The 24305-nt window shown below is 71.2% G+C and carries 22 protein-coding genes and 1 riboswitch; of the genes, 9 read left to right on the forward strand and 13 right to left on the reverse strand.

Annotated features, from left to right (window positions below; all coding sequences use genetic code 11):
• Positions 1-27 precede the first annotated feature (27 nt).
• From ACWY4P_RS37795 to ACWY4P_RS37810, 4 genes are all read right to left on the reverse strand, one after another.
• The gene (locus ACWY4P_RS37795) at positions 28-354 is read right to left on the reverse strand and encodes an antibiotic biosynthesis monooxygenase family protein (protein ID WP_456205057.1); all 327 of its coding nucleotides are present in this window, start codon (positions 352-354) and stop codon (positions 28-30) included.
• 55 nt (positions 355-409) lie between these two features.
• Positions 410-1390 carry a WD40 repeat domain-containing protein gene (locus tag ACWY4P_RS37800; RefSeq protein ID WP_456205058.1) on the reverse strand — a complete coding sequence of 327 codons (981 nt, stop codon included), beginning with the start codon at positions 1388-1390 and terminating at the stop codon, positions 410-412.
• Between the two features lie 394 nt (positions 1391-1784).
• Positions 1785-2378: a dihydrofolate reductase family protein gene (locus ACWY4P_RS37805; RefSeq protein ID WP_456205059.1), complete on the reverse strand. Its 594-nt coding sequence runs from the start codon at positions 2376-2378 to the stop codon at positions 1785-1787.
• Between the two features lie 118 nt (positions 2379-2496).
• Positions 2497-3252, reverse strand: a complete 756-nt coding sequence (locus tag ACWY4P_RS37810; protein ID WP_456205060.1) for a dienelactone hydrolase family protein — start codon at positions 3250-3252, stop codon at positions 2497-2499.
• 145 nt (positions 3253-3397) lie between these two features.
• Here ACWY4P_RS37810 and ACWY4P_RS37815 point away from each other — a divergent pair, with 145 nt between their 5' ends.
• The 3 genes from ACWY4P_RS37815 to ACWY4P_RS37825 all read left to right on the forward strand — a co-directional run bounded on the left by ACWY4P_RS37815 (position 3398) and on the right by ACWY4P_RS37825 (position 7263).
• Positions 3398-3937 carry a hypothetical protein gene (locus ACWY4P_RS37815; RefSeq protein ID WP_456205061.1) on the forward strand — a complete coding sequence of 180 codons (540 nt, stop codon included), beginning with the start codon at positions 3398-3400 and terminating at the stop codon, positions 3935-3937.
• A 351-nt stretch (positions 3938-4288) separates the two neighbouring features.
• Positions 4289-6355, forward strand: a complete 2067-nt coding sequence (locus tag ACWY4P_RS37820) for a bifunctional glycosyltransferase 87/phosphatase PAP2 family protein (RefSeq protein WP_456205062.1) — start codon at positions 4289-4291, stop codon at positions 6353-6355.
• A 155-nt stretch (positions 6356-6510) separates the two neighbouring features.
• Positions 6511-7263 (forward strand): superoxide dismutase family protein, encoded by a 753-nt coding sequence (locus ACWY4P_RS37825; protein ID WP_456205063.1) that lies wholly within the window; start codon positions 6511-6513, stop codon positions 7261-7263.
• Positions 7264-7284: 21 nt separating this feature from the next.
• Here the strand turns inward: ACWY4P_RS37825 and ACWY4P_RS37830 are convergent, their stop codons facing one another.
• Positions 7285-7941 carry an HD domain-containing protein gene (locus ACWY4P_RS37830; protein WP_456205064.1) on the reverse strand — a complete coding sequence of 219 codons (657 nt, stop codon included), beginning with the start codon at positions 7939-7941 and terminating at the stop codon, positions 7285-7287.
• A 73-nt stretch (positions 7942-8014) separates the two neighbouring features.
• Entirely contained in the window at positions 8015-9247 is a 1233-nt protein-coding gene (locus ACWY4P_RS37835) for a cytochrome P450 (RefSeq protein ID WP_456205065.1), read from the reverse strand.
• 256 nt (positions 9248-9503) lie between these two features.
• On the opposite strand from ACWY4P_RS37835, the gene ACWY4P_RS37840 reads away from it, so the two are divergent.
• Positions 9504-10673 carry a steroid 3-ketoacyl-CoA thiolase gene (locus ACWY4P_RS37840; protein WP_456205066.1) on the forward strand — a complete coding sequence of 390 codons (1170 nt, stop codon included), beginning with the start codon at positions 9504-9506 and terminating at the stop codon, positions 10671-10673.
• Here ACWY4P_RS37840 and ACWY4P_RS37845 read toward each other — a convergent pair.
• Positions 10657-11295, reverse strand: a complete 639-nt coding sequence (locus ACWY4P_RS37845) for a TetR/AcrR family transcriptional regulator (RefSeq protein ID WP_456205067.1) — start codon at positions 11293-11295, stop codon at positions 10657-10659. The two genes, ACWY4P_RS37840 and ACWY4P_RS37845, sit on opposite strands and share 17 nt — an antisense overlap.
• 113 nt (positions 11296-11408) lie before the next feature.
• Between ACWY4P_RS37845 and ACWY4P_RS37850 the strand changes: the two genes are divergently transcribed.
• The gene (locus tag ACWY4P_RS37850; protein ID WP_456205068.1) at positions 11409-11876 is read left to right on the forward strand and encodes a nuclear transport factor 2 family protein; all 468 of its coding nucleotides are present in this window, start codon (positions 11409-11411) and stop codon (positions 11874-11876) included.
• A gap of 120 nt (positions 11877-11996) precedes the next feature.
• Complete coding sequence (locus ACWY4P_RS37855) at positions 11997-12536, forward strand: hypothetical protein (RefSeq protein WP_456205069.1); 540 nt, start codon at positions 11997-11999, stop codon at positions 12534-12536.
• Positions 12537-12630: 94 nt separating this feature from the next.
• Here the strand turns inward: ACWY4P_RS37855 and ACWY4P_RS37860 are convergent, their stop codons facing one another.
• From ACWY4P_RS37860 to ACWY4P_RS37880, 5 genes are read right to left on the reverse strand one after another with little or no spacing between them, the layout of a single operon-like run.
• Positions 12631-13602, reverse strand: coding sequence for an ECF transporter S component (locus ACWY4P_RS37860; RefSeq protein ID WP_456205070.1), 972 nt, complete (start codon positions 13600-13602; stop codon positions 12631-12633).
• Entirely contained in the window at positions 13599-15275 is a 1677-nt protein-coding gene (locus ACWY4P_RS37865; protein ID WP_456205071.1) for an ABC transporter ATP-binding protein, read from the reverse strand. The genes ACWY4P_RS37860 and ACWY4P_RS37865 overlap by 4 nt, the downstream gene beginning before the upstream one ends.
• Positions 15272-16507 carry a CbiQ family ECF transporter T component gene (locus ACWY4P_RS37870; protein ID WP_456205072.1) on the reverse strand — a complete coding sequence of 412 codons (1236 nt, stop codon included), beginning with the start codon at positions 16505-16507 and terminating at the stop codon, positions 15272-15274. Before ACWY4P_RS37870 ends, ACWY4P_RS37865 begins: the two co-directional genes overlap by 4 nt.
• Positions 16504-17178: an SCO2322 family protein gene (locus ACWY4P_RS37875; protein ID WP_456205073.1), complete on the reverse strand. Its 675-nt coding sequence runs from the start codon at positions 17176-17178 to the stop codon at positions 16504-16506. The genes ACWY4P_RS37870 and ACWY4P_RS37875 overlap by 4 nt, the downstream gene beginning before the upstream one ends.
• Complete coding sequence (locus ACWY4P_RS37880) at positions 17178-18503, reverse strand: prenyltransferase/squalene oxidase repeat-containing protein (RefSeq protein ID WP_456205074.1); 1326 nt, start codon at positions 18501-18503, stop codon at positions 17178-17180. Before ACWY4P_RS37880 ends, ACWY4P_RS37875 begins: the two co-directional genes overlap by 1 nt.
• Before the next feature lie 163 nt (positions 18504-18666).
• Positions 18667-18792, reverse strand: a riboswitch (cobalamin riboswitch).
• A 90-nt stretch (positions 18793-18882) separates the two neighbouring features.
• On the opposite strand from ACWY4P_RS37880, the gene ACWY4P_RS37885 reads away from it, so the two are divergent.
• On the forward strand, positions 18883-19710 hold the full coding sequence (locus ACWY4P_RS37885) for a DUF5984 family protein (protein ID WP_456205075.1): 828 nt from the start codon (positions 18883-18885) through the stop codon (positions 19708-19710).
• On the opposite strand, the gene ACWY4P_RS37890 is transcribed toward ACWY4P_RS37885, so the two are convergent.
• The gene (locus tag ACWY4P_RS37890; RefSeq protein WP_456205076.1) at positions 19682-20404 is read right to left on the reverse strand and encodes a TetR/AcrR family transcriptional regulator; all 723 of its coding nucleotides are present in this window, start codon (positions 20402-20404) and stop codon (positions 19682-19684) included. The genes ACWY4P_RS37885 and ACWY4P_RS37890 overlap by 29 nt on opposite strands.
• Before the next feature lie 392 nt (positions 20405-20796).
• On the opposite strand from ACWY4P_RS37890, the gene ACWY4P_RS37895 reads away from it, so the two are divergent.
• Positions 20797-21945, forward strand: coding sequence for a hypothetical protein (locus ACWY4P_RS37895; protein ID WP_456205077.1), 1149 nt, complete (start codon positions 20797-20799; stop codon positions 21943-21945).
• Between the two features lie 130 nt (positions 21946-22075).
• Positions 22076-24229 carry an LppP/LprE family lipoprotein gene (locus ACWY4P_RS37900; RefSeq protein ID WP_456205078.1) on the forward strand — a complete coding sequence of 718 codons (2154 nt, stop codon included), beginning with the start codon at positions 22076-22078 and terminating at the stop codon, positions 24227-24229.
• Positions 24230-24305: the final 76 nt, after the last annotated feature.

Raw genomic sequence — 24305 nt, forward strand, 5'->3', positions numbered from 1 at the left:
GCCGGCGATGTTTGCGAGGGTCGCGTGTCAACCTTGCTTGGGTCCGGTCTGCTGCACGACCTCGAAGGACCACAGCGTCGAGCCGGAGGCGGCCGGCTTCTGCTGCGGCGCGCCCTCACCGCCGCGCTGGTGGGCCGCCTTCATCGGGCCCTCCATCCATGCCTGGAAGTCCTCCTCGCTGCGCCACCTGGTGTAGACCAGGTACGAGTCAGTCCCCTCGACGGGACGCAGCAGCTCAAACCACTCGAAGCCGTCGGAACTCTCGACCGTCCCGGCCCGTGAGGCGAAGCGCTTCTCCAGCACCTCGCGCTGCTCCTCGGGGACCGTCAGCACATTGATCTTCACGATGCTCATGGGTCCATCCTGCCTCAGCTGTACTGGCCGGTGACGAAATCTGCCTCTGACACGGTTACGCTATGTCGAGGGGCCAGACTCGGAGCTCGTCGTGGTGGCCCGCGGTGATGATGACGGTGCGGGCGTCCAGTTCGGTGATGTGGATGGCTTGGATTTCGCCGGTGTGGGCGGTGAAGGGAGCTCCCGCCGGGCCCCCGTTGGTGAGGTCCCAGATGTGGACGGTGCCGTCGTCGGCGCCGGTGACGGCCACCTGACGGCCCTTCACCGACGCGACGTCCAGGCAGGTGATGTCGCCGCCCTCGCCAGCCGACGCGGGGAGCTGTTGCAGCCACCGGCCGGTGGCGGGGTCGCCGAGGAGGAGGGTCGTACCTCCGGCGGCTACCACGCGCGGGTGGTCGTTCACGGTCACCAGGGCGACTCCCTCGACGGCCATGTCGAGCTGTTCGAACGTCGTCACGGGGGCCTCTTCACGGACGTCCCACACCCACACCTCGCCGTCCCAGCTGCCGGAGACCAGGGAGGAGCGGTGCCCCAGGCTGCCTGCCGCGAGGGCGCCGACGCCGGCGTACGAGCCGTGGTCGGAGAGGATCAGCTCTATGGACTCGGGGTCCTCTTCCTCAGGGGCGACGTCTTCCACAGGGTCCGAGAGCAGGATCACCGAGCCGGTGCCGCCGCCGGCGAACCATGTGCGGCCGTCCAGCTCCACCGTGGTCGCCGAGGCCACGCCGCCCAGATCGTCCCGCTCCGCGCTTCGTACGGCGCCGCTTTCGAGGTACCACTGCGCGAAGCCCTGATGCTCCCCGCCGCCGCCGACCACGATCCGCTCCCCGACGACGGTGGCGGCCATCGAGGTCACCTCCACCTCGTCCACCAGCTTGTGATCGGTCCACCGGCCATCGGGCAAGGACCACACGGCGGCCGAGTGGTTGCAGGCACAGACCACCAGCGGGTGACCGGCGACGTCGACGACGGCGAAGTCCTCCACGGAGCTGTAGGGAGACGTGGTGGACAGCAGGGGAACGGGTGGCGGCTTCATACCACCGGGATTGTAGGGATCACGGTCAACCGGCGCGGGCCGTCGGTCGGCACCGGCCTGTGACAGCCCCGGCGTTGATCTGGTCCTCGCGCATCGTGCACGGTGGGGGCGCCGCGCCGAAGCGGAGCAAGTCCGCGACCACGTACCGCGCCCCTCTGGGGCTCCCCACGGTGCGGGAGGTCGCTGATGGAAGGATCTGTGCTCATGATCAAGCGGCAAGTGGCCGCGAGGGGACTGGCGCTCGGCGTGGTGACCGGGTGTGGCGACGACGACACCACCGCACCTTCCGGCAAGGTGTCCGCTCACGGCAAGGCGTCCACTCCTGGTACGGAGTCGTCTCAGGCGCCGAGCACGGCCGCGGGACCGAGGCCGGTGCCGTTCTCGTTCGGACGGATTAACCGGCGGCTGGCCGGTACGTGCACACCTGCACGCCCGTGCCGCTGGTGACCGAGGAGACCAGTTCCAGCGTGCGCAGCGCACCGTCGCCGGGGAAGATCGTCTTTCCGCCGCCGAGGATCACCGGCATGCGCATCAGCAGGAGCTCGTCGAACAGGCCCTCGTGCAGGAGGGTGCGGACGAGCGTGGGGCTGCCCATGACCAACAGGTCGCCGCCTTCGGCGCCGTGCAGCTCGCGGATGCGGGCGACGGCCTCGTCGCCGCCGATGCGGGTGGTGTTGTCCCAGGTCAGCTGGTCGTCGCCCAGGGTCTTGGAGACCACGTACTTCCGGATGGAGTTCATCTGATCGGCGAACGGGTCGCCGGCCCGCTCGGGCCACGCCGCGGCCATCATCTGCCAGGTGCGGCGCCCGAACAGCAGCGCGTCGGCCTTGGACATCGCGTCCGCGAAGGCGCCGCCCACCACCTCCGGGTCGAAGAACGGGTGGGTCCAGCCGCCGTGTGCGAAGCCGCCCTCGGTGTCCTCCTCGGGGCTGCCCGGTGCCTGTACCACGCCGTCCAGGCTGATGAACTCACTGATCACGATGCGCACGGGACTCGCTCCTCCTGGTCGTTGCGGGGCTTACGGAGATAAAGACCGCCGAGCCGCGCCGAAGTCATCGCGCCCGCTCGATCCGGCGATGTGACGCGAGACACACCGGAGGGGGCGGTCAGAGCGTACGGCCGAAGAGGTCCAGAAGCGCGGTCCAGTGGCGCTTGTCCCCGTCGGCGTTGTAGGCGGCGGTGTCCGCCTGGGTGTAGCCGTGGTGCGCGTCCGGATAGACCTCGCTGTGGTGGCGCACGCCCGCGGCGGTGAGTGCCGCGTCGAGGCGTTCCATCTGCTCGGGCGGCATCGAGGAGTCCTGGTCGGCGTGGCCGAAGTACAGCTCGGCGGTGATGCGGTCGGCGACCAGGTGCGGGCTGTCGGGGGCCTCGGTGGCCAGGTCGCCGCCGTGGAAGCCGGCCATCGCCGCGACCCGGTCGGGGAAGGTGCCGGCCGTACGCAGGGCCAGGCGGGCGCCCATGCAGTAGCCGGTGACGCCGACGGGTCCGTCCGTGGCCTGCGGGCAGGCGGCCAGCCACCGCAGGTAGGCGTCGGCGTCACGCATGGCCGCCTCGGGGGTGAGTGCCTGGAGGAAGGGCATGAGCTGCGGGAAGAGATCGGGGCGCGTGGCGAAGTCGATGAAGTCGGGGAGCTCTACGAGCGGGGCGCGGCCGTGGCGGTAGAAGACGTGGGGGACGAGCACGGTGTAGCCCGCCTCGGCCAGCCGGTCGGCCATCTTCCACAGGTGCGGGCGCGGCCCGAAGATGTCCATGTAGAGCAGGACCGCGGGATGGGGGCTGTCGTCGTCGGGGTGGGCCAGATAGCCATCGGCGGTGCCGTCCGGAGTGGGAATATCCACAGATGTACCGTGCGTGGGGGGCATCGGTGTTCCTCCTCTTTCATCTCGTATGCCTGCGCCTGGTTGGCCATTCAAGAAACGCGCAAGATTCCCGCATGGCCCCACCGGGACCGTGGATTCGCGGCGGTCGATCGGTCGGCCGCATCACCGTATCCGGAGGGAATCACCGATGAAGCGCACGCCTCTCATGATCTCCGCCGTCGTGGCCTCCTCGCTGGCCGTCATGGCCTCGGCGACCACGGCGGAGGCCGCCTCGCGCCCCGCCATCGCGAAGTCGATCCTCAACCACCGGGGCATCACCCTGGCCACCACGCACGACAGCGGCCACCCGGACAAGGCGAACGCCAAGCAGAACATCGTGGACACCGCCGCCGGGCGGAAGGCCAAGCGCAGCAGCTACGGCACGGCCCCCGGCGGATCGGTCACGCTCAACAAGAGCATGCTGAACTCGATGCTGAAGCTGAACACCGCGAAGAGGTTCACCTTCAGGGTCACCGAGGTTGCGGGCGGCAGTCACTCGCGCGGCTCCAAGCACTACGCGGGCCGGGCCTTCGACGTCGGCACGGTCAACGGCAAGCGGGTCAGCACCAGTGGGGCGGGCTACAACAACGCCAAGAAGTTCATGCGGGCCTGCCGGTCCTATGGGGCCGTCCTCGTGCTCGGCCCCGGAGACGCCGGGCACTCCACCCACGTCCACTGCCAGTGGTGATCCACCTCTCGTGGTGATCCACGGCTGTTGGGGGAGGACGTCCGGTCCGTGCCGCGGGTCTGATTCGCGGCGCGGACCCGACCCCTGGTGGAATTGGGATGGACCTCACGGACTCATCCGGTCGACTGAGCGGTACTTTTCGGACAACCCTCGACGGCGGTCAGGTGACGAGGGGGTATTCCGCGTCTGAGTACAGGGCTCAGTAAGGTCTCAAACATCCGGACCGAGTGACGAGGGCGAGTGGGGGAGCGGCAGGGCGTGGCGAACGTGGAGCGAAGCGGACTGGGGAGAACCCCGGGCACGAGGCCGGGCCCTGGTGCCGCCGGGGCGCGGACGTCACGAAACATCCTGGTGCTGGGAGCGCTGTGGCTCCTCGCCGGGGTGCTGGCCGTCCGTCAGGCCGCGGCGGTGCTGCGGCTGCCACCCGACGAGCGGCTGACCGACCTCGAGACCTGGATCGGTGAGCGGGGCGTCCTGCATGTGAGCGGGTCGCTGTACGACGGGGACGCGTTCACCGGGACGCCCTTCTCCGGGCTGGTGCTCAAACCGCTGACGCGCGCCGCCGAGCAGAGCCTCGGCTACGCCTGGACCTTCGGCACCCTGCTGCTGGTCGTGGTGCTCGGCCTGGTCGCGGCCCGCTCCCTGCCCGGCCCGGTCTCCCGGCGCACCGCGCTGCTCGCCGCGCCCGTCGCGATCAGCCTGCTGGTGCTGTCCCTGCCCGTACGGAACACCTTCACGCTCGGCCAGACCAGCATCATCCCGGTGCTGCTGGTGCTGCTCACCGTGTGGCCCAGGACCTCCGGGCGGCAGGCGGGCGTACTCCTCGGCGTGGCCGCGGCGCTACAGCCCGCGCTGCTGCTGTTCGCGGTGGTCCTGTGGCTCATCGGGCGGCGGCGCGCGGCGGCCCTCGCGGGCGCCACCTTCGCCGCCTGCTCCGCGCTGGCCTGGGCGGTGATGCCGCACGACTCGTGGACGTACTGGATTCACCACTTCGGCGGCGCCGGGCTCGGCGCGCCCGCGGACGGCCTGGCCAACCAGTCCCTGCACGGGCTGCTGCTGCGGATGGGTCTTTCGGGCCCGGCCGAGCTGGCGCTGCTGGCGGTGCTCGCGGTGGCGGTGGCCGTGGTCGGTCTGCGGCGCGCCGCGCACTACGCCAAGGACGGGCAGTTGCTGCTGGCGGCGGCTATCACCGGCAGCGTGGCGCTGGCGATTTCGCCCACGTCCTGGCAGTACCAGCAGCTGTGGATCCTGCTGGCCGTTGTCGGGCGGGTCGGCAAGCGCGCCACGGACCGGCTGGTGTGGCCGGTGCTGGTGGTGCTGGTGATGACTCTCAACCGCCGTGCGCTGCTGCCCGATATCGAAATTCTTGGGCATATCGGATATAACGCACCGCTGCTGGCGGCCCTGGCCGCCGCCTGTCTGGTGCCCTTCCTGTCCCGTACCTCCCCGGCATGGGACAGCCCGGCCCCGACGCCGGTCTCGGAACCGGTCCAGGGGCGCTTCGCCTGGGTGCCGTTGCTGCGCTTCGTGCGACGGCCGCTGTCCCGCCCGAACCTGATGCTCGAGCTGATGTTCATCCGTATCGGCTACTTCGGGTACTCGTTCATCCGCGCGCACGCCCCCGACTCGCGGACCCTCGCGGAGAGCCATGGCGACCAGATCCTCACGGCCGAGAAGTGGCTGAGCATTGACATCGAGCACTGGTTCAACAGCGTGGTGGCGGACACGCCATGGCTGAGGGACGCGATGAACTGGTACTACAGCACCTTTCACTTCCTGGTGCCGCTGTCCCTGCTGGCCTGGCTGTATCTGCGCCGCCCCGTCACCTACCGCTGGGCCCGCACCCCGCTGGCCTTCGCCACGATGCTCGCGCTGGTCGGCTTCTGGCTCTACCCGACCGCCCCGCCGCGGCTGATGGGCCTCGGCTTCATCGACACCGCACACGGGCCGCAGGACTTGGACAATCCGGACTTCGGCGCGCTGACCAAGCTGTCCAACCAGTACGCGGCCATGCCCTCGCTGCATGTGGGGTGGTCGCTGTGGTGCGGGGTCGTCATCGCGATCGTGGCGCCGTACGTGTGGATGAAGGTGCTCGGGCTGTTGTATCCGCTGCTGACCACCGCGGTGATCGTCGGTACGGCGAACCACTGGGTGCTGGACGCGGTCGGCGGCGCGGTGGTCGTGGCGGCCGGGTTCGGGCTCCAGTACGTGCTGCTCGGCGTCGGGAAGCGGCCGAAGGAGGAGCCCGCCGGGCCGCTGTGGCCGCTCAGGTTCCGCAAGCGGGGGCCGGGGGAGCCGGAGCCGGGGGAGCCGGTGTCGGCGGCGCCCGCGCTGGTCGCGTCGGTGCCGGGGCCGTCCAAGGAGCCCGTCTCCGAGGCCGCCGAGCCGACAGAGGTCGCCGGGCCGGGCTCGCGCTGAGCCACAGGTCGGGCCTGCAGGCCCGGGCTCGCGTTGAAGGGTGTGGCGAACGGCACTAGCGTGGAAAGAGACGGGCCCGGCCGGGCGGGACATGGCGCGGGGCCCGCGCCCGGGGGCCAACCAAGGGGGGCCCACGCTCGGAGGAGTGATCCCCCATGTCTCTAGCCCTGGCGGTCACGGCGGCAGCCGCGGCGTCGATGGTCGCGGTCTCCCCTGCGGTGTCACCGCCCTGTCCCCTCGTGGTGGTCCACGCGAAGTTCGCGCCGGCCGCCGAGGCCGGTGACCACAAAGCGGTGACGTACAACACCAAGATGGTGCCGACCTCCGCAAAGGTCGTCGTGGTGGAGTTCCTGGGCGGACAGCACGGGAAGGGCGAGTGGAAGGACGAGTACCGCCACCACCGCATGCAGGGCGCACCCCAGGGCGCACCCCAGGGCGCACAGAGCACACCGAGCCCGCAGGACACGCCCACCACACCCAGCCCGCAGGGCACTCAGACAAGCCCGCAAGGTACGCCGAGCCCGCACGGTACGCAGGGCGAGGGCAAAGGCACCCGGGTCATGGTGTGGGTACGCGGTCTCAAGGCGAACCACACCTTCGGGGTGCATGTCCATACGAAGACCTGCGGGACCATGCCCGATGACTCGGGTCCGCATTATCAGAACGTGAAGGACCCGAAGCAGCCGTCGACCAACCCGAAGTACGCCAATCCCCGCAATGAGGTGTGGCTGGACTTCACCACCGACGGACATGGCGAAGCCCACTCCATGACCCATGTGAACTGGCGCTTCCGGGACGCTCAGGCGCGCTCCGTCGTGATCCACGAGCATGCGACCGCCACGGAGAAGGGCAAGGCGGGTATGGCGGGTGCGCGGGTGGCGTGCGTCAAGGTGCCGTTCAAGGGATAACGCGTCTCAGGGGACAACGCGTCAAGGCGTCAGCGGCGCGGGGGTCAGCAGCCCGCGTCGCACCGACGCGTCGCGGACCTCCTCGTACAGCGCGCGGAGCGTCTCGCTGACGGCCACCCGAGGGAGTTGCAGCCGGTCCAGGGCGTCGGCGTCCATGGCGGCGTTGGTGTCGGTGGGCATGTCGTGCCAGCCCTGGCCGGTGAGGTACCGCATCAGCGCGGGGTTGAGCCGGTCCACCCCGCGTACCAGGCAGGCCTCGGGCGTACGGCCCTCTTCGTACTCGTGCCACAGGGCCAGGAACTCGGGCCGCAGCGCGCCCGGCAGCGAGGCGAACGGGTCCTCGGCGGGATCGACTGAAGGATCGGAGTCGGAGTCGGAGTCGGGGTCGAGATCGGGAGCGGGAGCGGGAGCGAGCTCGACCAGGTCGTGCATCAGACAGAGCTTGAGCATCTTGGTCAGGTCGAGGCAGTGCCCGGCCTCCCGCTCGAACTCGGCGTGCAGTGTCCAGCTGACCATCGCGAGGTGCCAGGAGTGCTCGGCGACGCTCTCCTTGCGCGCCGGGGTGGCGTTGTTGGGGCGCTCGACCTCCCGCAGCCGGGCCGTGAAGGCGATGAAGTCGAAGAGTCTTCGAAGCTCGTACTCGTGCTGTGCGCCGGGCGTGCCGCTCGTGTCGTTCATGGCGGACAGTGTGCCCCCGGCCGGGGCCACAGCGGCACTCCCGGGCGGGGAGCGAGCCACGGGTCACTGGCGGTCAGCCGTATGTCACCTGCAACTCTTTGATCCCGTTCAGCCACGGCGACCGCAGCCGCCTCGGATCGCCCGCGAGCCGGATGTCCGGCATGGCGTCCGCGATCGCGTTGAAGATGAGGCGGATCTCCAGCTCCGCGAGGCTCTTGCCGAGGCAGAAGTGCGGGCCTCCGCCGCCGAAGCCCAGGTGCGGGTTGGGGTCACGGGTGATGTCGAAGGCCTCGGGCCGGTCGAAGACCTCCGGGTCGTGGTTGGCTGAGGAGTAGAAGATGCCGACCCGCTGGCCCGCCGCGATCCGCTGCCCGCCCAGCTCGGTGTCCTGGGTGGCGGTGCGCTGGAAGGACATGACCGGGGTGGCCCACCGTACGATCTCGTCCGCGGCGGTGGCGAGGCGCTCCCGCTTGAACAGCTCCCACTGGTCGGGGTGGGTGAGGAAGGCGTGCATGCCGTGGCTGATGGCGTTGCGCGTGGTCTCGTTGCCCGCGACCGCGAGGAGCAGGACGAAGAAGCCGAACTCGTCGGAGGCGAGGTTGCCCTGGTCCTCCGCGGCGACCAGCTGGCTGACGATGTCCTTGGCCGGGCAGGCCTTGCGGTCGGCGGCCAGGTTCATGGCGTACGAGATCAGCTCCATGGCCGACTCCGCGCCGATCTCCTCGGTGATGGCGAGCTCCGGGTCGTCGTACGCCACCATCTTGTTGGACCAGTCGAAGATCTTGGAGCGGTCCTGCTGTGGAACGCCGATCAGCTCGGCGATGGCCTGGAGCGGCAGTTCACAGGCCACATCGGTGACGAAGTCGCCGCTGCCCTCCTCCTTGGCCCCGGCCACGATCCGTGTGGCGCGGTCGCGCAGGGCGTCCTCCAGCGCGCGGATCGCGCGGGGGGTGAAGCCGCGCTGGACGATCTGGCGGACCCGGGTGTGCTCGGGCGGGTCCATATTGAGCATGATCAGCTTCTGGACGTCGATCTGGTCGCGGTGGATGTGTTCGTTGAAGCGGATGATCGCGGTGTTGAGGTGGGAGGAGAAGATCTCCGGTTTGGTCGACACCTCTTTGACGTCGGCGTGGCGGGTGACGGCCCAGTACCCGTCGTCGTTGAAGCCCGCGACTCCGTGCGGCTGGGGGATCCACCACACCTTGGCGGTCTGCCTCATTTGGGCGAACTCCGGGAGTGGCAGACGCTGCTGGTAGATGTCGGGGTCGGTGAAGTCGAATCCTTCGGGAAGCGCTGGGCAGGACATCGGCCACTCCAGATCTGACGGCCTATCAGAAGTGTGGAGAAGGTAGTAACGGGTTCTACAAGTGGCAAGTGCTATGGCCGCCTTTGTTGCGCTGGGCGGGCGCACAACGGGCGCGGGACGGGTCAACAACGGGCATGCAAGCCCCTTGCGTCGCCGGGCGGGGCGTCAGCAGACTGACTGAGGAACTAGAACGCGTACTAGTTCCGTCGCGGGCGCTGCCGGGAGCCCCGCGGAAACAGGAGAGGACGGACGAGTCATGGCCGCGGAACCCGTCATCGTCGAAGCCGTACGCACCCCCATCGGCAAGCGCGGAGGCGCGCTCGCCAACCTGCACCCCGCCTATCTGCTCGGTGAGACGTACCGCGAACTCCTCGCCCGTACCGGCATCCAGCCCGACTGTGTGGAACAGATCGTCGGCGGCACCGTCACCCACGCCGGCGAGCAGTCGATGAACCCCGCGCGCAACGCCTGGCTCGCCGTGGGCCTACCGTACGAGACCGCGGCCACGACCGTCGACTGCCAGTGCGGCTCCTCGCAGCAGGCCAACCACATGGTGGCCAACATGGTCGCGACCGGGGTCATCGACGTCGGCATCGGCTGCGGCGTCGAGGCCATGTCGCGGGTGCCGCTGGGCAGCGGCTCGAAGCACGGGCCCGGCAAGCCGTTTCCGGACGAGTGGAACGTCGACCTGCCCAACCAGTTCGAGGCGGCGGAGCGGATCGCCCGCCGCCGCGGGCTCACCCGGGAGAAGGTCGACTCCCTCGGCCTCCTCTCGCAGGAGCGGGCCGCCCGGGCGTGGGCGGAGGAGCGCTTCAAGCGCGAGACCTTCGCGGTGCAGGTGCCGACGACCGAGGACGAGCAGGCGGCCGGGCAGGGCATGTGGCGGCTCGTCGACCGGGACGAGGGGCTGCGCGACACCAGCATGGAGGCGCTCGGCGGGCTCAAGCCGGTGATGCCGACCGCCGTGCACACCGCGGGCAACTCCTCCCAGATCTCCGACGGCGCGGCCGCGGTGATGTGGGCGTCCAAGCGCATGGCGCGGGCGCTGAAACTCAAGCCGCGCGCGCGGATCGTCGCCCAGGCGCTGGTCGGCACCGACCCGCACTACCACCTGGACGGGCCGGTCGACGCGACGCGGGCGGTGCTCGGCAAGGCGGGGATGACGCTCAAGGACATCGACGTCGTCGAGATCAACGAGGCGTTCGCGTCGGTGGTGTTGTCGTGGGCGCAGGTCTTCGAACAGGACCTGGAGAAGGTGAACGTCAACGGCGGCGCGATAGCGCTGGGGCACCCGGTCGGAGCCACCGGCGCCCGTCTGATCACCACGGCGCTGCATGAACTGGAGCGGGCGGACAAGGAGTTCGCGCTGATCACGATGTGCGCGGGTGGCGCACTGGCGACCGGGACGATCATTCAGCGCCTTTGACCAGGGCGTGGAGGGCGGGCCGCAGGGCGGCGGCGATCTCCTCGGGGGAGGCGCGGCGCAGGTCGTCGATGCCGAGCAGCTGATGGCCGATGGTCACCCCGACCATGGTGGCGACGGCCAGCGCGGCGTGCAGACGGGCGTCCTGGGAGGCGGGGTCCTGGTGCCCGTCTTGGGGCAGGGCTGACATGGCGGCCGCGAGCTCGGTGATCTGATGGTCGAGGGCGGCGCGGGCCGCCTCCGCCGCCTCCGGGTGGGTGAGCATGGAGCGCAGCATCGCCAGCGAGGCCTCCGGCAGCCCGCCGATCTTCATCCCGAGCGAGGTCAGCAGCGAGTCCGTCAGCGCCGCGGGGTCGCCGGTCCGCGGCCGGTCTCCCGTGTCCGTACCCGTGTCCGTACCCGCGTCCGTCCCTGCGACCGAGATCCGCACGGCCTGGGAGAACAACTGCTGCTTCGAGCCGAAGTACTGCATGACCAGCGCGGGGTCGACCTGTGCAGCCGTCGCGACCGCGCGGATCGTCGTGCGCTCGAAGCCGCGCTCGGCGAACAGCTCGCGGGCGGCGGCGAGGATGCGCTGCTCGGTGTTGCGGCGGCGCTCGGCGCGGGTGGGTCCGGCTGCGGTCATATCCCTGACTCTACCGATCGCTCTACAGCTGTTGACCGGGGTCGCGCTCGCTCTACACTCGTTGAGTCAACGCACGTTGAGCGAAACCGCGTGAGTGAACGGAGCGCATCGTCATGCCCGAAACCACCGCAGCCACGCCCGAGCCCGCCACAGGGCCGCGTGAGATCGTCGAGCGCTTCCACCGCGCGATGCTGAAGAAGTCGGCGGACGACCTCGCCGACCTGTACGCGGCCGACGCCCGTCATGAGTTCCCGTTCCTGTTCCCCGGGCTGCCCGCGCGCTTCGACGGGCGCGAGGAGATCCGGGCGGGCTACCGGGCGATGTGGGGCGCGAGCCCCGTGCGGGCCGAGACGATCCGCGACGTGGTGATCCACGAGACGGCGGAGGCGGGCACGGTCGTCGTCGAGCAGACCGTGGTCGGGGCGGTGGCGCCGACCGGCCGCCCCGTCACCGTCCCGGGGATCCTGGTGATCCGGGTCCGGGACGGGCAGATCGTCCACACCCGCGACTACATGGACGGGCTCGGCGTGGCCACGGCCACCGACCGCCTTCCGGATCTCGTCGCCGCGCTCGGCGGATAGCACCGGCCCGGAGGAGCACCACCCCGGGGCTCGAGCCCGCCGCGAGGGCCGCGTGCTTCCCTGACCGCCCGCACACGCGGACCGAGTCGAAGGGAAGCGACATACATGTCAGCTCGCCGAATGCTCACCGGTACGTTCCTGGGCCTCGGGGCCCTGCTCCTGGCCACCTCGGCCATCGCCCCGACGGCCGGCGCCCAGGCGCCCGCGTCCCCCCGTTCTGCCGCGGCGCCGGTGCCGGTCACGGCGCTCAACTGCGACGGCGACACCGGCAAGTGCACGGCCAATCTCCAGTTCGGCGACAACAGGTGGGTCGCGCAGTGGAGCGCGTCCATCTTCCATCAGGCGGTGGGGTCCGGTTCGCCGTCGGTCCGCAGTGCTGCGGCGCCGGTGCCGGTCACGGCTCTGAAGTGTGACGGCGACACCGGCAAGTGCACGGCCAATCTCCAGTTCGGCGACAACAGGTGGGTCGCGCAGTGGAGCGCGTCCATCTTCCATCAGGCGGTGGAGTCCGGTTCGCCGTCGGTCCGCAGTGCTGCGGCGCCGGTGCCGGTCACGGCTCTGAAGTGTGACGGCGACACCGGTAAATGTACGGCCAACCTCAACTTCGGCGATGGTAAGTGGGTCGCCCAGTGGAACGCCGCGATCTTCCACCAGGGCTAGTTTCCCTCCCGGCCGGCCCCTGAAAGAGGCCGGTCACGCGGCGGGCGGTACCGGCGCATCATGCGCGTCGGCACCGCCCGTTCGCCGTTTCGGGCTACGGCTCCTCGAAGGCGACCGGCGCGTCGAAGGCCGCCCGGCGGGTCGCACGGCGCAGGGCCCGGAGCACCGTACGGCCGAGGGTGAGGGTGAGCACCACCGTCACCACCGCGCGCGGGAGGTCCCAGCCGAGGGACGTCGCCAGGCAGTATGCGACGAAGCGGGCCAGGTTGTGCGACAGCGGATCGCCCGGCACGAACGACACGCCCGAGGCCATCCCGGCGAGATAGGGCCAGCCCTGAAGATTCATCACCGTGCCGTACAGGACCGAGGCGACCGCCCCGTACCCGGCGAGCAGGAACAACTCCGCGCGCCCGCGCAGCCGGTCCGCCCCCGGCAGCAGGCCCGCGCCCATGCCCACCCACCCCATGGACAGCATCTGGAACGGCATCCACGGCCCCACCCCACCCGTCAGCAGCGCGGAGGCGAACATCGACACCGCACCGAGCACAAAACCGAAGCCCGGGCCCAGCACCCGCCCCGACAGCACCATCAGGAAGAACATCGGCTCGATACCCGCCGTCCCCGCGCCCAGCGGCCGCAGCGCGGCCCCGGCGGCCGCCAGCACCCCCAGCATCGCGACGGCCTTGGAACCGAGGCCGGTGTCGGCGATCGTCGCCACGACGACGGCCAGCAGCAGCGGCAGCAGCGCGGCGAAGAGCCAGGGCGCGTCGGCGGAGTGGGCGAGCCCGGACGCGGAGTCGGACAGCAGCGGCCAGCCGAAGGCGGCGACACCGATCGCGGAGACGAGGGCGAGGGCGGCGACGGAGCGGGGGCCGAGGCGGACCGCGCGGACCCGGCGGGCGGCGCCGGGGGCGTAGCCCGGGCGGGGCGTTTTGCCTGGGTGGGGCGTGTCACCTGGGCGGGGCGTCCCGCCCAGGGCGGGCGTGTCACCTGGGCGGGGCGTCCCGCCCAGGGCGGGCGTGTCATCCGGCCCGTTCCGCTCGGTGCCGTCGCCATCCGGCCTCATGTGGCCCGCTCCCGGTCCTCCAGGGCCCGCCGTACCTGCCGGACCGTCAGCCACGGCAGCGGGGCCAGCACCTTGGCGACCTGCGGGGCGAACGCGGGGGAGGACACCACCACCTCCGCCGTCGGGCCGTCGGCCACGACCTCCCCGTCGGCCAGGATCACCACCCGGTGGGCGAGTTCGGCGGCCAGCTCCACGTCGTGCGTGGCGAGGACGGTCGCATGGCCGTCCGCGGCCAGCGCGCGCAGGATCTCGACCAGGCGCGCCTTCGCCGCGTAGTCCAGGCCGCGGGTCGGCTCGTCGAGCAGGAGCAGCGGCGGGCGCGCGGTGAGGACGACCGACAGCGCGAGCGCGAGCCGCTGGCCCTCGGACAGATCGCGGGGGTGTGCCGAGTCCGCCAAGCCGGGCAGTAGCCGGCCGACCAGTTCGCGGCAGGTGCCCGGGGCCGCGCCCGCGTCGTGGTCGGCCGCCGCGCACTCCGCGGCGACGGTGTCGGCGTAGAGCAGGTCACGCGGCTCCTGCGGTACGAGGCCGACGTGGCGCAGCAGTTCGGCGGGCCGGGTGCGATGCGGTACGACGCCCCGGCCGCCGGCATTCCCGCCGCCTGCCCCTCGGCCGCCCGGCCCGGCGGCCCCGACGCGTACCGAACCGGAGGCGGGCGTGTGCATCCCGACCAGCGTGGACAGCAAGGTCGACTTTCCCGCGCCGTTGCGGCCCATCAGCGCCACCGTCTCGCCCGGCCGCACCGTCAGGTCCACGCCGCGCAGCGCCTCGACCCGCCCGTGGCGTACGGCCAGCCGCACCGCCTCGGCGACGGGTTCGCCCGCCGGACCGCCCCCCTGAACTCCGGTCGGCGCGAGCGGGGTCAGCCGCTCCCGCAGCGGCGCCGCCTTGCGGCGGGCGTCCCGTATGGACAGCGGGAGGGGGGTCCAGCCCGCGAGGTGGCCGAGCTCGACGACGGGCGGCTGGACGGGCGAGACCGCCATCACCTCGGCCGGGTCCCCGACGACGGGGGCCGCGCCGGGGGAGGGCAGCAGGATCAGCTGGTCGGCGTACTGGACCACCCGCTCCAGGCGGTGTTCGGCCATCAGCACGGTGGTGCCGAGGTCGTGCACGAGCCGCTGAAGCACCGCCAGGACCTCTTCGGCCGCCGCGGGGTCCAGCGCCGACGTCGGCTCGTCGAGAACCAGGACGCGCGGATGCGTGGTGAGCACCGAGCCGATGGCGACCCGCTGCCGCTGTCCGCCGGAGAGCGTCGCGATGGGCCGGTCGCGCAGCGCGGCGAGGCCGAGCAGGTCCAGGGTCTCCTCGACCCGGCGGCGCATGGTGTCCGGGGGGACGCCCAGCGACTCCATGCCGTACGCGAGTTCGTCCTCGACGGTGTCCGTGACGAAGTGGGCCAGCGGGTCCTGGCCCACCGTGCCCACGACATCGGCCAGTTCGCGCGGCTTGTGGGTGCGGGTGTCGCGGCCCGCCACGGTGACCCGCCCGTGCAGCGTGCCGCCCGTGAAGTGCGGCACCAGGCCGGAGACGGCGCCCAGGAGAGTCGACTTGCCGACTCCCGAGGGACCGACGAGCAGACACAGCTCCCCCTCCGGCACGGTCAGATCCACGCCCTGGAGTGCGGGCCGCGCCGCGTCTTCGTAGGTGACGGACACCTGCTCGAAGCGGATCACCGCGTGGCCTCCTTGCCGGTGTCCTCGCTGGTCTTCTGGGTGGTGAGTGATGCCGGACGCGAACCCGGACCCGGACGCGAACCCGGACCCGGACCCGGACCCGGAGCCGGACCCGGAGCCCGGCCCGGGGCGACGAACGCCGGGAGCAGCCCGACCAGCACCCCGGCCGCGGGCCACAGCGGCAGCACGGGCGCGGTGAGCGGGACGGCGGGCGGGTTCAGGGCCTGTGGGGCGTACGAGGCCGCCCAGATCATCAGGCCCGCGACCGCCACCCCGGACCCGGACACCAGCCACGCCCGCGTGCCCCACCGGTCCGGCCGGTAGCGGCTGCGCACCGAACGGCGGCCGCCCAGCCACAGCCCGCCGAGCGCGGCGGCGAGCCCGGCGAGCAGCACCGGCAGGCCGAAGCCCGCGCCCTGGGCCGCCAGCAGCCCGTACGTACCGGCGCACACGCCGAGCAGCCCGCCGAGGGTGAGGACGGCGGTCGCGCGGGCGACGGCGGGCGGGACGTGGGCGGTGCGGCCGTAGCCGCGCGCGTCCATCGCGGCCGCGAGCGCCACGGAACGCTCCAGCGCCCCCTCCAGGACCGGCAGCCCGACCTGGAGCAGGGCGCGCACCCCGCGGTCGGGGCGGCCGCGCAGCCGGCGGGCGGCGCGCAGCCGCTGGACGTCGGAGACCAGGTTCGGGGCGAAGGTCATCGCGACCACGACCGTCACGCCCGCCTCGTACAGCGCGCCGGGCAGGGACTTGAGCAGCCGGGCGGGGTTGGCGAGCGCGTTCGCCGCGCCGACGCAGACCAGGAGGGTGGCCAGCTTCAGCCCGTCGTACAGCGCGAAGGTCAGCCCCTCGGCGGTGACCCGGCCGCCGATCCGCACGCCCTGCGCCCAGTCGGGGAGCGGAACTTCGGGGAGCGTGACCAGCACGTGTGTGCCGGGGATCGGCGAGCCGAGGAGGACCGCGAAGCACAGCCGGATGGCCAGCACCACAAGCCCCAGCTTGAGGAACGCGCCGTACGAGCGCGCCCACGGCGCGTCCGTGCGGCGCGTGGCGACCACATAGCCCGCGACGGCGACGAGCAGCCCCAGCAGCAGCGGATTGGTGGTGCGGGAGGCGGCCGTGGCCAGCCCGAGCGCCCACAGCCACCAGGCCCCGGCGTGCAGCGCACCGCGCGCGGTGTGCGCGGTGTGCACGGTCTGCGGGTGTCCGGCGGCGGCCCGGTCGGCGCCGCTCATCGCCGGTGGTGGCGGCGCGCCTGCCACACGGCGGCGGCCCCCAGCGCGACCACGGCGGCCAGGCCGCCGATCAGCCCGGCCGACGGGCCGCCTCCGCCACCGCCCTGCGCGCCGTCCCCGCTGCTGCTGCCGCCGCCGGATCCGCCGCTGGTGGCGTCGACCTGTTCGCCGCAGCCCGTGGCGGGGTAGCCGGCGATGGCGCACAGCAGGGCGGAGGAGCTGTAGCGCAGCGGCTCGGCGACGGCCGCCAGCGCGTCCCCGGCGCTCGCGTCCTCGCCGACCCGGGCGCACTCCGTACGGGGCTCGGGCGGGGTGCGGTGGTCGGGGGCGTCGGCGGCCGTGCCGAAGTCGAGGACCACCGCGACGCGTTTGGTGCCGCCCTTCGCGGGGGTGTGCGCGCAGACCGTCCCGAAGTCGGTCGAGTCGCGGGGCTGGGTGGCGTCGCCCGAGTCCTCGCTCACGGCGAACCGGAATCCGATCATGTCGCCGTCGCCCGGCCGGGCCGTGGCGGGCCCCTGCGTGGCGTACGTCCAGCCGTTGGCGCCCCGCTCCCGCTGCCAGAACGACCAGTAGCGGTAGCCCGCGGCCTGCGCGGGCGAGGCGCCGAGCGCGAGCGCGGACACCAGCGCGGACATGAGCACGGCGCAGACGAGGGCGGCGCGTTGACCCATCAGAGCTGCTGCTTCTTCCGGCCGCTCAGCAGGAAGCCGATGCCGACGCCGGCCACCATGAAGACGCCCACCGTCCACCAGACGCCGCCGACACCCCCGTTGTCGTCGTCCTTCTTGTCCTTGCCGTCGTCCTTGCCCGAGTCCTTGTCCGAGTCGGCCTGCGACCCGGCCGCGGAGACCGACTCCGGCTTCGGGCCGGTGGCGTTCAGCTGCTGGACGAGGTCGGCGCCGCCGAAGCTGCGCGGATCCGCCCCGGCCGCATGCGCCGCGAGGACCAGCTTGGCCAGGGCGCCCGGGTCGCCCTTCGCCCACGCCAGCGCGCCGTTCTTCTCGTTCTGCAGCCACTGGAGGGGCTTGGCCGCGGTCGCGCTGTGCTCCCCGGCGGCCAGCGCGACGATGGCGTCCGCCGTGCCGCCGAAGTCGGGCTGGGCCTTGGCGCCGGGCATGGCGGACAGCAGGTGGCGGCCGTGCGCGGCCATGGTGTCCGACAGATACGCGGCGGCGGCCTGCGCGGCCTCGGCCGCCCCGTCCGGCTTGCCGCTGCCGCCCTTGCCCGCGCCGCAGTCCAGCGGCTTCGGGGCCTTGCCGGCGTCCTTGCCGGCCGGTTCGAAGACAAAGCCCTTGCCCTCGGTGGCCAGCGCGGCGGCCGCGGTCGCCAGGTCGTTGGCGATTTTCGTCCGGGGTTCGCCCTTGTCCGCCGTATACGCGAACGCCCCGCGCTGCCCCTCCTTCGCGTCACACCCCAGCTGAAGGCCCAGCAGCACGTCGTACGGCGTCTTGCCGCCCTTGGCGGACTTCACCCGCTCCGGGTCCTGGCCGGTGGCGGCGAAGGCGCCGACGGCGGCGGAGGTGGAGTTGGCATCGCTCGGGCTGCCCGGGTTCAGGCCCCAGCCGCCGTCGTCGTTCTGGTGCTTCTTCAGCCAGCCGACGCCCTTCTCGACGGTGGCGCTGCGCCCGCCGACCGCGGCCAGCGCCTGCACGGCCGCCGCCGTCGCGTCGGTGAACTCGCCCTTCTTCGGGTCGCAGGGCGTTGCGGCGTCGGCCCGGTACGCGGCGAAGCCGCCGTCCTCGCACTGCTGGCCGGCCAGCCAGTCGATGGCCGACCGCGCCGGGGTGACCCCGACCGCGTCCTGGGCGAGCAGCGCGAGTGACTGCCGCCACACCCCGTCGAACTTCGGGTCCTTGGTGCCGTACAGCCCCTTGGGCAGCGCCGCCGAGCCGGACGGCTTGGGGGAGGGCGAGGTGTCGGCGAACGCGGCGGGGGCGGCGGCCGTGCACAGGGCGGCCAGGGCGGCCAGAGCCGTGGCGCTGCGGCGTACGTTCATGGCGACGGTGCCTCTCGGTCGATGGTCTCGGCGGTGGCTGGGCATCGGTACGCGGCCACGCACGGCCGTCCACCCCGCACGCCGAGGGGACGCACGAACGCGGTGACACCGGGCTCAGCTCCGCATACCTCGACGGTGCCGCCGCCGGACGGGCCGACGGCGGGAGCCTGTGGTGCGCCCGACCAGGTGCTCCGGCTCGTACGCCCTGCGGCACACAGCCCGTACTCACGGTTGCGGGTCAGCGCCGGATTCTCACCGGCTTCCCCCGATCGGACGCGGATGAAGTTTTCACGGATACTTTATCCGGCGCCGAACCGGGCCGGACCACGGCGGTCGGGCCCCCGCACCATGCGGAACCGCTCGCGGCGCTGGAGGGCTGATGATCCGGTTCCGTTTTGGCCTGACCCCCTTGGAGGAAGTGCGGCCCTGGGGGCGGCGCGAGCGCCCCGTGCTGCACTGGTTCGGGCTGACCGACGGCTGGTACGTGATCGACCTCGGCGACCATGAGCTGCTGCGCTACTCCGAGCGCACGGTGCGGTCGCTGCGGGGCGGCGGGGGCGGCGGCCCGGCGCACCCGTATGCGGACTACTACGTGGTCCGGCTGTGGGAGGACCTGCTCGCGCTCCTGCCGGCGGCGCTGGAGCCGGTGCCCGAGGACCTGGCCGGCTTCGTGGCCGGCGACTCCTCCGGCTGGCACTGGGAGGAGACCCCGGAGGCCGCGGCCGAGGCCGCGGCCGAGGCCGCGGCGCAGTGGCACGGCGACCGCACCCTGTACACGGGGTATCTGCGGGTCGAGCCGCACATCCGCTGCTGGCGGACCGTCGCCGGGGAGGACGACGCTACGGAGGATGACGCCACCGGGGACGTCATGAACGTCAGCTGGGCGCATCAATCCGATCCCGAGAACGAGATCGAGTTCGCCGGCCCGGCGACGGGCCGGGTGACCGTGCCGACCAGCGCCTTCGTCGCCGCCGTGGCCGAGTTCGACCGCGCGCTGCTGGAGGCGATGGAGCGGCGGATCGGCGAACTGGAGGCGGCGGGGCCGCCGCCGGGGGTCGAGCTCGACCTGGAGCAGCTGCGCCGCGAGCACCGGGACCGGGCGGGGTGGCTGGAGCGGGCGCGGGCGTACGAGTACGCCACCGACTGGGCCGCCGTACGGACGGGCGCGGCGGAGCTGCTCAGATCACCAGGCGAGGACTGCGGGTGAGGCCGAGGATGCCGAGGAGTCGGTCCATCATGTCCTCGAACAGCGGCACCGGGTCATCCAGGGCGTAGGACATGTGGCTGTAGACGGCCAGGCAGAGCATGCCGTAGATCTGGCGCCAGCAGGTGATCATCAGGAGCGCGACACCGATGGGGACTTCGATGCCCATGGCCTCGCGGTACGTCCGCAACTGCCGTGCCAGGACCGGGTCGATCTCCTCGTCGGACGGGTGGGCCAGCTGCTGCTCACGCCACAGCCGGGTGAAGAGCTGCCCGTACATCCCGCCCAGATCGCGCAATATGACGTGCGGGATGTCGTCGGCGGACGCGGCGGCCGCCTGCGGATAGCCGGCCCCCATGAGCAGGTTGAACTCCGCAGGGTTGGCCACTGACCAGTCGAACACGGCCCGGGTGGCGGCGTGCAGCCGGGCGCTGATGTCGTCGGGGTCCTGCCGTTCCACCGCCGCCGCGACCACCTGCATGAACTCCGCCATCACGTCGTCGTAGACGGCGCGGATGAGCCCGTTTCTGCCCTCGAAGTAGCGGTAGAGCGCGGGGGAGGTGACGCCGACGCTGCGGGCCACGGCGGCGACGGTGAGACCTTCGACCCCCTCCGCGGCGGTGATCCGGCGGGCGGCGGCCTTGGCGTCGCGTTCGAGCTCCGCGCGTAGCCGCTCCCGCCGCGTCAGCCCTGCCATGCGCTCGCCTCCGCCCCCGTCTGGGTCTGTGCCGGACACCGTCGCCTCCTTGTCGTGGTCGGGTGCGCCTCAATGATCCTTCATCGGCTGTCGGCGTATGGGGCAACCGACTTGCCGTGAAGGTGCATCGCATGGTTAATACTATTCTCGCTTCTAAGGGCAGTCACGCTTGGGGGAAGGCGGAGAGCTGAGTGAGTAAGGCGTATGTGGCCGCGGTGGCGGCGGCGACCGTTCTCGCGGTGGGAGGCGTGACCGGGTGTGGCGCGTCCGACGACTCGGGGAAGGACGGCGGGCGATCCGGTGTCTCGGACGGCGGTGGGCGCAAGTCCGGGGCGGGCGCGGCGGGTTTGAGGGATTCAGGGGATGCGGCGGGATCCGGGCTCGCTGGGGCGATGAAAAACCTCTCCCGTGTGGCCTCGGCCACCGGGCCGGTGATCTGCTGGGACGACAAAGACGGCAAGGGTGAGCACGTCGCGGCCTTTGACGACACGTTCGGCAAGCGCGTTGCCACGTACTCCGAGGAGCCGCTGTTGTCCCGGCTCGCCGAGATCGCCGAGCAGGGGGACGCGGACCGGGCGTTCGTGCGCAGCCTCTGCGGGAAGCAGCAGTACGGCAAGAGCGCGGCGGACCTGGGGGTCAGTCCGGTCTCCCCGGACGGCCGGCGCGTCGCGGTCGAGGTGGTCACGGACGAGGCGGGCGCCCTCACGTCGTCGCATGTGGGGTGGCTGGACCTGGCCACGGGGGAGTTCACGGACATCACCGAGGCCGCGCAGAAAGGGGGCTACAGCCCGGAGAAGCACTCCGACGAGCTCCCCGGATTCGCCCCGGACGGATCGCTGTGGTTCCTGCGGGACGAGCAGGTGTACTACTCGGCGGATGAGAACGGCAGCCTCTCCCGGCACCCGATCAGCAAGGCATGCCATGACGAGCGATCCGGGAACGACGGCTTCTACCGCCCGGTGAACTCGGCGGCCGTCACCTGTCCGCGCCTCATTCACCCGAGCGGGAAGTTCGCTGTCTCTCCCGCCACCGTCATCGACGGCATCGACTCGTACGACGGGTTCGACCTCGATCTCCTGGCACCCGAAATGGACCGGCTCGACGACGACACGGCCTTCGGCGACCCCACCGACCAGATGGTCGTGCGCGACGGCGACGGCGACGACGTACGCGACTGCGACCCCGTGGCCTGGATCAACGCCGACGACCTGCTCTGCGAGGGGGCGTCGAACACCTTCTTCACCGTCCGGGCCGACGCGAGCGAGCTGGGGGAAAGGCCCGACGGGAGCGATCCGCTGGAGGCCGAGGTGAAGGCGGAGGTCGTGCGCGAGACGGATAACGAGATCCTTTCCGTGGCCCTGTCCGCGGATCGTCAGTACCTCTACATCGCGTTGAAAGAGGTCCTGGACGAGGGCGACGTAAAGCTGTACCGGGCCGACTTGACGACGCCCGGCGAACCGGAGGAGCTGGGGCCGCTCCCGCAGGGGGTGGGGGACAACTTCATGTTCCGCGGAAACTTCCAGACCGGCGATTTCCAGTAGCGGGCGCGCGAGCAGAGCACATCGGGGGCATCGAATGTCGAAATGGTGGCCGCGCAGGCGGTCGTTGCGTATCTTGCTGTCGGCCGGAATCGCGCTGGCCGTCTCGGCCGGTCTGCTCACCGCGTGGCAGATGGCGGTCAACCGGCCGGGAAAACTGGCCGTCAAGGTCACGGGCCTTCCCGCCAAGGCGCGTTTCACCCTCCATATCAGCGGGACGAACGGTTTCAGCGAAGAGCTGACGGCTGACAAGACGTTCTCCGTCAAACCCGGTGACTACCGCATCACGGCGAAGGCCGGCCATGCGAAGGGGAACGTCTACTACACGGCGGACGAGACCACGACCTGGACGGTGGACAGTGGTGAGACCGAGCGGGCGGTGATCGATTACGCCGTGGCGCTCTCCGAGAAGACGACGGTCCTGAAATCCGCCGACACCGGACTCCTCAAGCGCCCCGGCAAGTCGGAGATGGTCTTCGCCGCGGGCTCGTCGGCGGCGCGCAAGCTGAAGAAGGGTGCCTTCGTCCTCGCCGCCGAGAGCGAGCTGACGCCGCAGGGGCTGGTGCGCGAGGTGCGCGGGGTGACCCGGGAGAAGGACCGGGTCGTCGTCCGGACGAAGGACGCCACGCTTCAGCAGGCGATGCCCAAGGCCGTGCTGCGGGTCGAGGACACCTCTAGCGGGACAAAGGACGCGATGCAGCCGGCGGCCTATCAGATGCCTGCGGCGGCTGCCTCCTCCAGCCCCGAGCCCGATAGCCAGTCCGAGCTCTCCATCAGGGTCGACACCTGGCAGGGGAAAGGGAAGTTCGGCCAGAATCTGAAATGCGGGAACGGGATGCCGCTCATCAGATTCGAGCACAGCCAGATGCAATTCGGCATGGCAGGCTCGACGTTCGGGTGGAACAGGCGGGAGGGTGTCTGGAGCAAGGTGGACCTCCAGATGCAGCAGAAGTACAAGCTGACGGTCGGTACTCCGGCGGGCGCACAGTGCATCTACGACCAAGAGTTTCCCGCGCTGACCCTGCGCTCCATCCCCGTGAAGCTTCTCAGGGTCGGGCCTTTCACCCTGGATCCCGAACTGGTTGCGTTTCTCAATGTGAAGATCAAGGGATCGGTCGGAGCAAAGCTGGAAATCGAGAGCCCCGTGGACCTTCAGGGAAATGCGCGGCTGAGCCTGACCCGGAAGCCTACGGCCGACGCCACCGGCTGGCCTCCGAAGGCCACGGCCAAGCTGGTCGGGGTAGCCGATCTCACGGCGAAGGCGAAGGTCGGCGCTCGCGTAAAACTCAAGGTGAGCCCCGTCATCGACTTCTTGGTCGGCTCCGTCTATGTCGACTACGCCTGGCCTGTCGAAGGAAAGATCGATGTCAAGAACGACTCAGCCAAGGTCAGACACTTTCAGGAGCTAGTGGTCGGGGCCAGTATCAAACCTGGTGATGCGGGTCTCCTGCTCGGTATACCCCCTGGAGGTCGTGACATCAACGTGGGGTTTCCCGTGACCAAACCGCGTACGCTCTGGGAATCCGCCCCGGGCGAAGTCAAGGCCAAGGCGAAGAAGGCCGACGTCAACAAGGCGGTGACCTGCCCCTCCCGGGCGTGGATGACCAGGGAAGTCGCAGCTGCCATCGGCAACGTCGCCAATGTGGACCTGGGCGCGACGAAGTGCTGGCCCGGCTGGGCGGCCGTCGTCTGGTCCGACACACCGCACACGGACTCCGTGACGATCAGCGTCTTCAAGCGCAATGCCCGCCACTTCTACCCCGCCGTTCATCTGCTGCCCGTCATGGACGACCCGTACGATCCCGACTGGCTCCGTGACTGCGAAACCCTCCGCGGGATGAAGCCCCCGGCCGCGCTGATTTCCTTCGTCGGCTGCACCGCGCAACCGGCGGCTGAGCAGGACCAGTTGGACGCTACGGCCGCTCTGAGGCTCATCGAGAACACCAGCCACACCCCCGACCTCACGGCCGACGTGCTCGGCGCTCTCCCCGGCCCGCTGCGCGCCGTCAGGGCGATGTGCACCGGCAGCTACGACGGAAACTGCGCGGCCGTGTTCTTCTTCCACGGAAACCGATTCGTGGGCCAGGCGAGCGGACCAGGGGCGATGGCGGTCGAAACGCAGGACGGCAAGACGGTGACGCTCGCCCGCCCCATCTTCAAGGACAGCGATCCGAGCTGCTGCCCCTCGGGCGGCACCGCCCGTTACCAGGTCCGCTGGAGCGACGGCGCCCTCGCCGCCACCCCGTCCCTGCCGGGCTTCGAGCAGCACAACGAGCCGGTCCGTTGACCACCGTCAGGTAGCCACCGTCATGGGCGATCATGGGCGAGGGCGGTCCGCCGGACCCCCTCGTCCATGGCCGCAG

The organism is Streptomyces sp. LZ34, assembly GCF_053890475.1.

Coding starts and splice junctions, on each gene's coding strand:
- ACWY4P_RS37890 (WP_456205076.1), bottom strand. CDS start 20,404: ATGGCAGGGCTGACGCGGCGGGAGCGGCTACGCGCGGAGCTCGAACGC.
- ACWY4P_RS37795 (WP_456205057.1), bottom strand. CDS start 354: ATGAGCATCGTGAAGATCAATGTGCTGACGGTCCCCGAGGAGCAGCGC.
- ACWY4P_RS37885 (WP_456205075.1), top strand. CDS start 18,883: ATGATCCGGTTCCGTTTTGGCCTGACCCCCTTGGAGGAAGTGCGGCCC.
- ACWY4P_RS37880 (WP_456205074.1), bottom strand. CDS start 18,503: ATGAACGTACGCCGCAGCGCCACGGCTCTGGCCGCCCTGGCCGCCCTG.
- ACWY4P_RS37870 (WP_456205072.1), bottom strand. CDS start 16,507: ATGAGCGGCGCCGACCGGGCCGCCGCCGGACACCCGCAGACCGTGCAC.
- ACWY4P_RS37800 (WP_456205058.1), bottom strand. CDS start 1,390: ATGAAGCCGCCACCCGTTCCCCTGCTGTCCACCACGTCTCCCTACAGC.
- ACWY4P_RS37900 (WP_456205078.1), top strand. CDS start 22,076: ATGGCGGTCAACCGGCCGGGAAAACTGGCCGTCAAGGTCACGGGCCTT.
- ACWY4P_RS37840 (WP_456205066.1), top strand. CDS start 9,504: ATGGCCGCGGAACCCGTCATCGTCGAAGCCGTACGCACCCCCATCGGC.
- ACWY4P_RS37825 (WP_456205063.1), top strand. CDS start 6,511: ATGTCTCTAGCCCTGGCGGTCACGGCGGCAGCCGCGGCGTCGATGGTC.
- ACWY4P_RS37845 (WP_456205067.1), bottom strand. CDS start 11,295: ATGACCGCAGCCGGACCCACCCGCGCCGAGCGCCGCCGCAACACCGAG.
- ACWY4P_RS37850 (WP_456205068.1), top strand. CDS start 11,409: ATGCCCGAAACCACCGCAGCCACGCCCGAGCCCGCCACAGGGCCGCGT.
- ACWY4P_RS37875 (WP_456205073.1), bottom strand. CDS start 17,178: ATGGGTCAACGCGCCGCCCTCGTCTGCGCCGTGCTCATGTCCGCGCTG.
- ACWY4P_RS37895 (WP_456205077.1), top strand. CDS start 20,797: ATGAAAAACCTCTCCCGTGTGGCCTCGGCCACCGGGCCGGTGATCTGC.
- ACWY4P_RS37810 (WP_456205060.1), bottom strand. CDS start 3,252: ATGCCCCCCACGCACGGTACATCTGTGGATATTCCCACTCCGGACGGC.
- ACWY4P_RS37815 (WP_456205061.1), top strand. CDS start 3,398: ATGAAGCGCACGCCTCTCATGATCTCCGCCGTCGTGGCCTCCTCGCTG.
- ACWY4P_RS37830 (WP_456205064.1), bottom strand. CDS start 7,941: ATGAACGACACGAGCGGCACGCCCGGCGCACAGCACGAGTACGAGCTT.
- ACWY4P_RS37860 (WP_456205070.1), bottom strand. CDS start 13,602: ATGAGGCCGGATGGCGACGGCACCGAGCGGAACGGGCCGGATGACACG.
- ACWY4P_RS37855 (WP_456205069.1), top strand. CDS start 11,997: ATGCTCACCGGTACGTTCCTGGGCCTCGGGGCCCTGCTCCTGGCCACC.
- ACWY4P_RS37835 (WP_456205065.1), bottom strand. CDS start 9,247: ATGTCCTGCCCAGCGCTTCCCGAAGGATTCGACTTCACCGACCCCGAC.